Origin of the sequence: [Bacillus] enclensis, from assembly GCF_001456935.1 — a bacterium.
Lineage (GTDB): Bacteria > Bacillota > Bacilli > Bacillales > Bacillaceae_B > Rossellomorea > Rossellomorea enclensis.
In genome coordinates this window covers 245306-252382 of sequence record NZ_KQ758484.1, presented here as the reverse complement: position 1 = coordinate 252382, position 7077 = coordinate 245306, and the positions used below count along the sequence as shown (strand labels likewise).

Sequence of the window (7077 nt, the reverse complement as noted above, 5' to 3'; positions counted from 1 at the left end):
CAGCAGTTGAAGGAGAAGACAAATCAGCGGAAGTGAATGCAGAAACGGAAGCTGGCGTGAAAAATGAAACAGTAGTGGACGAAGAAAATGACACTACTATGACTTCAACAGAAGCAGGAGCATCTCAGGACGTGAACGCAGCGGTTGAAGGAGAAGACGAATCAGCGGAAATTGGAGCAATGACGGATGCTGGAGTCATGAATGAAACAAAGGTCAATGAAGAAGACGACTCTGTTTCATCAAAAACTGCCGGTAACCTTGCTTCAGGCCTGAATGCTTCAGCTGCCAATGAAGACAGTGAAGTGATGGCTGATGCAAAGACTGACAACACTGGATGGGTACTGTTCGAAAGCAATGAAGAAAATGATTCTTCCAGTGCAGCGATCGGTACTGAATCCATGAATGGTTTCACACTTGGAGCGATGGATCGTGAAGACGGTGAATCTTCTAAAGTAGAAGCTATGAACGACACTTCCCTTATGACAGTGGCAGAAAACAGTGAAGATTCTTCTGCATTTGCTGCAGAAGCAGGCAACGATCTTATGTTTGATGCCATGACTGAAGATGAAGATGGAGAATCTGCTGCTATGATGATGAACAACGTTGATGCGGCACTATGGGCTGAATCAATGGAAGATGGTGAAGAAGAGTACAGAAATGCAGGCCTTTCAGCTGGTACTGACACTGCTTTAAATTTCCTTTCTTCTGATGAAGATCGTGAATCATCCCTTCTTTCCAACCTTGGTGTGAATGCTGATGCAAGCTACACAGAGTGGGAAAACGAAGATGATTCCGATCGTGAATTCAACCTTGGTCTTTCAACGGATCTTGGACTAAATGCGATGCAGTCTTCTGAAGATGGTTTTGACTTGGGACTGTAAAAGAGTAAAGAAAAGGAATGATCCATTCGTGGATCATTCCTTTTTCATGTTATTGGACAGCCTTCTTTAATTGGATTTCTTCCTTTTCGAAACGTTCAAACATGATGTAGAACAAGCCTGCGCTGATCAATGCTAACAGCGATAAGATGATGAATGTCCAGTTATACCCGGCATAGAGCGAGAGGGTGATCGACAGCGGTGCAATCGTCCTTGCGATCGTAAAACGCAGGCTTGCCGCCGCAAAATACTGTCCTCTCATGTGATCCGGTGCAAGCTTCGAGACAAAGCTCTGCTGGATGCCTGCGGTCATAAGTTCTGCGAACGTGAATACGGCCATCGCGGCGATGAAGAACCATACGGAGCTCGACAGCCCGAACATAAGGATCGATCCTGCATAAATAACGGATGACAGGATGAACACATTCCGCTCGCGGAACTTGGTGATCCAGCGCGTGATGACAACAGTCAATAGCGCTACGAAGAATCCATTTTCCGAAAGGATAAGTCCGAAGATCTGCTCGCTCACCAGCGTCAGGGACCAGTCGCCGATGCTGAATAGCACAGCCTTATCCATTACATCTTTGATATAAACAGGTATAAGCAGGTCGAGCTGCATGAATGTCTGCCCGACAAGGATCCCTGCAAGAATGAATAATAAGAACGTTTTATCTTTGAAAATAACCCCGTAATCCCTGAATTGATCGGTCATCACGCTGTACCAGGCTTTCTTTTTGCCCTCAGTCACAAGCAGCTTGCTTCGATCCCCGGGTGCGGTTTCACGGGTCATTTTATATAAAAGAAAAGACAGTCCCATACAAATGATGGCTGCAGCCACAAGGAGCTCGAATCTATAGTGCACATAGAAAATACCGCCTAAGATCGGTCCGACGACCACAGCTATATTGATGGACGTATAAAACACTGCAAACACGTGGCTCCTGTCTTTCTCATCGACCACATCGGCAACCATCGCCTGACTTGCAGGCCAGTAAAATGAACCGAATACCCCCACTAAGCTGAAACAAATGAATCCAATCATTGCGGAATCAAGCCAAGGCGAGCTTGCCAGGCCAAATATCAGAAAGGCAAATCCCTGTCCGAAGGCGGAGATCACCATCATCGTCTTCCGTCCGAAACGGTCCGCGCAATAACCTCCCATCAGGTTGGCTGCCACCGCAAACACTTGAGAAAGGACCAACAATAATCCTGCAGTCTGTTTACCGAATGCTTCCGTAAAATAAATCGTCAGGAACGGAAAAAACATCCAGAATGTGATGTTGATCGCTGCTTCCCCAAACAGCCGCACTTTCAGGTTGCGGTCCCAATCGCGAATTCTCATCTATTTCTCCTCCCCTTTGAAAACTCTTGATGAACTAGAATATCATAGCTCGGGAAATGAAATAAGACAAGATAGATTTACTGGAATTTACAAATTTCAAGACGTATCTTCATAATACTGAATACACTATTGTATCTTTATAGTGCGGGAGGGGGAGCAGTCATGACGGGTGAAGAGATTATCCTTAGCGGAGCATGGACACAAGTGGCTGGCACAGTGATTGCTGCTGTCGGGGAGACCCTTCTTGTAAAGGATTCGGGAGCAGGCTCCCCGGGTTACAGGTTCGTCTCGATTGGCAATGGCTTTGAGGCATCGGGGAATTCCCTTCAGGGAGTGGGATCCCTTCAGTTGTTTGACGGTTCTGAGGCGGAATGGCTCAGGATCATAGGAGAATGGGTGCAGGCTTCGGGTAATGCCACAAACGTAGTGGCAGCTGAACTTCAATTCTCCGGTGAAGAAACAGAAGGGTTGAAACTTGATGTGGTCGGGGACTCAATCCAGGCGACGGGCCTTGGCTTCGAGGCGTACGGTGCAGGCTTAAGTCAGCTGAGATACAAAGACCTGCTGGCTGCAGGGAATACTGTTCAAGCTCTTGGAGCCATCATTGAAGGAGTTGGGGAAAATTTTATCCTGAAGGGGAAAAGAGAGTTGGGTCTTCAAATAACGGCATTCGGCAGCTATGGACAGGTTGCGGGTGCCACAATGGCAGCGATTGCCCTGACAAAAGAGTTCGGAGGTCTATGAGTTGCTGGATTCTTCTTTTATATATTAAAAAACCGGGAAATGGAGCCGCAGCCCATTCCCGGTTTTTCAATCACGGATGAAATTAGAACGCCCAGCCGCCGTCACGAAAGACAGGTTCTTCCGTACCGTCTTCTTTGATTCCATTGATGTTCATCTTGTCTGAACCGATCATGAAATCAACGTGGGTGATACTGTTGTTCAATCCGTTTTCATCAAGTTCTTCCTGACTCATTTTCTTTCCGCCTTCGATACAGAATGCATAGGCATTTCCGATGGCAAGGTGGTTTGAAGCGTTCTCGTCAAACAACGTGTTGTAGAAAAGGACGTTTGATTGGGAAATCGGTGATTTATGAGGAACCAGCGCGATTTCTCCAAGGTAGTGCGAGCCTTCATCCGTGTCTACAAGGCGCTTCAGGATTTCTTCGCCTTCTTCGGCTTTTACGTCGACGATACGGCCGTTTTCGAATGTGATGGTGAAATTGTCGATCACGTTCCCGCCGTAGCTTAATGGCTTCGTGCTTGAAACCGTGCCGTTGACTCCTGTTTTCAATGGGACAGTGAAGACTTCTTCTGTCGGCATATTCGCCATGAACTCGACACCCTGCTCATTCACACTTCCTGCACCTACCCAAAGGTGACCTTTCGGAAGCTCGATTGTCAGGTCTGTACCCGGAGCAGTGTAGTGAAGCTTTTGGTAGTTCTTATCGTTCAGGTATGCCACTTTTTCATGAAGTGTTGCATCATGGTCCTTCCAAGCCTGAACTGGATCTGCCTGATCAGCGCGGACGGCTTTGAAGATGGCATCCCATAATAAGTCCACTTGCTCCTCTTCGGAAGCATCCGGGAATACTTTTGCAGCCCAGTCTTTAGAAGGAGCGGCAAGTACACACCAGCTTACTTTATCGGATTGGATGAACTGACGGTATTTGGACATCGCTTTACCGGCAACCTTCTGGAAGTTGGAGATGCGGTCAGGGTCAACACCCTTCAGAAGGTCCGGGCTTGAGGAGACGATGCTCATGAACGCAGCGCCGCCTTCCGCGAGCTCTTCGACTTCACGTGCTTTCCACTGAGGGAACTCCTGGAATGCCTCATCTGGTGCTAGATCATACTTAGTACGATTCACAACATCGTCATTCCAATTCACATAAACATGCTTTGCGCCCACTTCATAGGCTTTTTTGACTACAAGGCGGACAAACTCTGCCGCATCGATGGAGGTGTTGATCACCAACGTTTGACCCTTTTGCACGTTCACACCGACTTGAACGGCAAGATCTGCGTACTTTTCAAGGTTTTGCTGAAAGTTAGACATATGTATTCTCCTTTTTTTCAGAATGTTCTATTACAATTCAATTGTATCAGTGCCATCAAGGTTTGCAAGTGTTTTCAACCGACATAAATAGACGGGCCCCCTTTATCGGAGAAAAGGGAATATGAACGTTCTTTAACAATGCGCGCATTTTGTCGACATGCCTGAAGACCCGCGGATATAATAATCTTATATCTTTAGTGTAATGAAGGGGGAAACCTGGTTGGCCTTTAATGTACTTTTATTAAGAATGTCCGCGGTGTATGCATTAATCGGCGCCTTCATGGGGTCGCATATGGCAGGGGCGGGATCCTATGCCTTTAAACCTATCCATGCTCATATCCTGGTTGTCGGATGGCTGAGTCTTTTTGCCTTTTCTTCGTATTATCGTTCTTACGAGGTGCCTAAGACATCAAAGCTTGCAGCCTTTCACGTATGGACCGCAATCATCGGCACGTTCGGATTGACGTCCGGAATGTGGCTCTATAATCTTAATCCGTTCAATCTTCCTGGTACGTTTACGATGGTCTTTTATATTGTCGGCGGAACCACACTGCTTGTGAGCTTTTTCCTGTTCATGCTGATGACATTCAAATATGCGGAAAGCAAAAAGTAAGCGGAGTGCCTGTTTCCAGTTTGGGGACAGGTTTTTTTGATGGGATTCTAGTTGGTGTGTGTGGCGGGTTGTTGTACCAGGTACAGAGTTGTTGGTTTGTACCAGGTAGAAAAGTGTCGAATTGTGCCTGGTAAAGAAACGGCGGTTTGTGCTGGTACAGAAGAGGTGTTTTGTTCCAGGCACAAAAAGACCAAATTGTGCCTGGCACCCCGACATGGCACCCCGGCCATAAAGAGCGCCGGAAGAACCTAAAATAAGAAGCCTCTCACAACTATGAGAGGCTTCCACCATTACTGTTCGGTTTCAGGGTGCTGCTGTTGAAAAAGCAGTCGGTAATCCATCGGATTGGTTACGAGGTCGGCAAGTGTATATCCGTCAAGCACGGTCAGGTAGGCGTTCAGGGCTTTGGCGAGGACATGCTTGAGGCCGCATACGGGAGTGATGACGCAGCTGTTGTTTTTACCGAAGCATTCGACCAGTTCAAAGTCTTCCTCTGTTTTCCGTACGAGCTTCCCAATGTTGATGTCAGCGGGCTCCTTGGCGAGCTTGATGCCGCCGTAACGGCCGCGGATGGTCTCGATGACCCCCATTTTGCCCAGTTCATAAGTAACTTTCATCAGGTGATTCTTCGATATCTGATAAGAGTCTGCGATTTCTTTTATAGTAGAGAGTTCGGATTTAGGCTTGGACGCCAGATAGATCAGGACTCTCAGTGAATAGTCAGTGTATAGTGTCAATTTCATTTGAATTCACCCTTTTCCTTCCCATGTACCTATTATACTAACCGGAAACGATTGTGTCTAAATAATGTATGCAATTGTGTCTAATCTGTTAAAGAAGTATTTATAATATTGCTTTGAAGCTGTTATGGGTGTAAGTTAAAGATGTATTAAAAATATTTCTTTAGAGGTGAATGAAATGTTATCTCAAAAAACAATTGATATCGTGAAATCGACAGCTCCAGTTCTAGAAGTGAAAGGGACAGAAATTACTTCTGTATTCTATAAAAATATGTTTGCCAGCCACCCGGAATTGCTGGACATTTTCAACCATGCCAACCAAAAGAAAGGAAGACAGCAGACTGCCCTCGCCAATACGGTGTATGCAGCTGCCAAGCATATCGATCAGCTGGAAGCATTGCTGCCTGCAGTGAAACAGATCGCTCATAAGCACAGAAGCCTTGGCATCAAGCCTGAACACTATCCGATTGTTGGGGAGCACTTGCTCGGTGCCATCAAAGAAGTACTTGGCGATGCAGCCACTGATGAAATCATCGGCGCATGGGCTGACGCTTACGGTGTGATTGCAGGAGTCTTCATCGATGTGGAAGAGCAGATGTACGTGGAAGCAGAAAGCAAGGAAGCGGGCTTCCGTGACTTCAAACCATTCGTCGTTGCCAAGAAAGTGAAAGAAAGCGATGTAATCACTTCTTTCTACCTGAAGCCGCAGGACGGGGAGAAAGTACCTGCGTTCAATCCAGGTCAGTACATTTCAGTGCGTGTGACGATTCCAGGCCAAAAGAATACCCATATCCGTCAATACAGCCTATCTGGTGCATATAAAGAAGAGTATTTCCGTATCTCTGTGAAAAAAGAAGAGGAAGTGGATCCAAACGGAATTGTTTCTGTATTTCTTCATGAGAAAGTTCAGGAAGGGAGCGTTGTGGAAGTGAGCGCCCCTGCAGGAGACTTCTTCTTGAATCAAGAAAATAAAGGAGGCAAGGTTGCACTCATCTCAGGTGGTGTGGGTATTACACCTATGGTGAGCATGCTTGAAACCATTGCCGAAGAAACACCTCAACGTCCTGCAGCATTCATCCATGCAAGCAAAAATGAAGGCGTGCAGGCATTCAGAAAAGATATCGATGGGCTCATGGATAAACTTGAAAACGGAGAAGCCTGCTATATTCTTGAGAATCCGTCCAACGTTTCTCTCTGCCATTTCTCCGGCTATGTGAATAAAGAAATCCTCTCCACCTATGTTGACAGCGAGACGGAATGCTATGTGTGCGGACCGGCACCATTCATGAAAGCCGTGATCATGACACTGAAAGAAATCGGTCTTCCTGAAGACAAAATCAACTTCGAGTTCTTTGGTCCTGCGATGGATCTGTCAACGGTTGATGAGAAGGAAAAAGTAAAAGCACAATAGGTGAAAAAGAAGGCATCAGGAGCAATTTCCTGAT

General features: G+C 46.5%; 7 protein-coding genes. 4 read left to right on the top strand and 3 right to left on the bottom strand.

Features of this window, described 5'->3' with window-relative positions; all coding sequences use genetic code 11:
• Window positions 1-881, top strand: an 881-nt coding sequence (locus AS034_RS14040; RefSeq protein WP_058298974.1) for a hypothetical protein, incomplete at its 5' end; no start/stop codon positions are given.
• A 49-nt stretch (window positions 882-930) separates the two neighbouring features.
• Here the strand turns inward: AS034_RS14040 and AS034_RS14035 are convergent.
• Window positions 931-2220 (bottom strand): MDR family MFS transporter, encoded by a 1290-nt coding sequence (locus tag AS034_RS14035; RefSeq protein ID WP_032085623.1) that lies wholly within the window; start codon window positions 2218-2220, stop codon window positions 931-933.
• 162 nt (window positions 2221-2382) lie between these two features.
• Between AS034_RS14035 and AS034_RS14030 the strand changes: the two genes are divergently transcribed.
• Complete coding sequence (locus AS034_RS14030) at window positions 2383-2964, top strand: DUF6944 family repetitive protein (protein WP_058298973.1); 582 nt, start codon at window positions 2383-2385, stop codon at window positions 2962-2964.
• Window positions 2965-3046: 82 nt separating this feature from the next.
• Here the strand turns inward: AS034_RS14030 and AS034_RS14025 are convergent, their stop codons facing one another.
• A complete protein-coding gene (locus AS034_RS14025) occupies window positions 3047-4279 on the bottom strand; it encodes an aminopeptidase (protein ID WP_058298972.1) in 1233 nt (410 codons plus the stop codon).
• A 220-nt stretch (window positions 4280-4499) separates the two neighbouring features.
• Here AS034_RS14025 and AS034_RS14020 point away from each other — a divergent pair, with 220 nt between their 5' ends.
• Entirely contained in the window at window positions 4500-4892 is a 393-nt protein-coding gene (locus AS034_RS14020; RefSeq protein WP_244888161.1) for a hypothetical protein, read from the top strand.
• Window positions 4893-5182: 290 nt separating this feature from the next.
• Here the strand turns inward: AS034_RS14020 and AS034_RS14015 are convergent, their stop codons facing one another.
• Entirely contained in the window at window positions 5183-5635 is a 453-nt protein-coding gene (locus tag AS034_RS14015; protein ID WP_032085627.1) for an RrF2 family transcriptional regulator, read from the bottom strand.
• A gap of 175 nt (window positions 5636-5810) precedes the next feature.
• On the opposite strand from AS034_RS14015, the gene hmpA reads away from it, so the two are divergent.
• Window positions 5811-7043, top strand: coding sequence for an NO-inducible flavohemoprotein (gene hmpA, locus AS034_RS14010; protein WP_058298970.1), 1233 nt, complete (start codon window positions 5811-5813; stop codon window positions 7041-7043).
• The last annotated feature ends 34 nt before the right edge of the window (window positions 7044-7077 follow it).

What these genes read in the sequence shown, in the direction of transcription:
- hmpA (WP_058298970.1), top strand. Translation starts at nt 5,811, where the DNA reads ATGTTATCTCAAAAAACAATTGATATCGTGAAATCGACAGCTCCAGTT.
- AS034_RS14035 (WP_032085623.1), bottom strand. Translation starts at nt 2,220, where the DNA reads ATGAGAATTCGCGATTGGGACCGCAACCTGAAAGTGCGGCTGTTTGGG.
- AS034_RS14025 (WP_058298972.1), bottom strand. Translation starts at nt 4,279, where the DNA reads ATGTCTAACTTTCAGCAAAACCTTGAAAAGTACGCAGATCTTGCCGTT.
- AS034_RS14015 (WP_032085627.1), bottom strand. Translation starts at nt 5,635, where the DNA reads ATGAAATTGACACTATACACTGACTATTCACTGAGAGTCCTGATCTAT.
- AS034_RS14030 (WP_058298973.1), top strand. Translation starts at nt 2,383, where the DNA reads ATGACGGGTGAAGAGATTATCCTTAGCGGAGCATGGACACAAGTGGCT.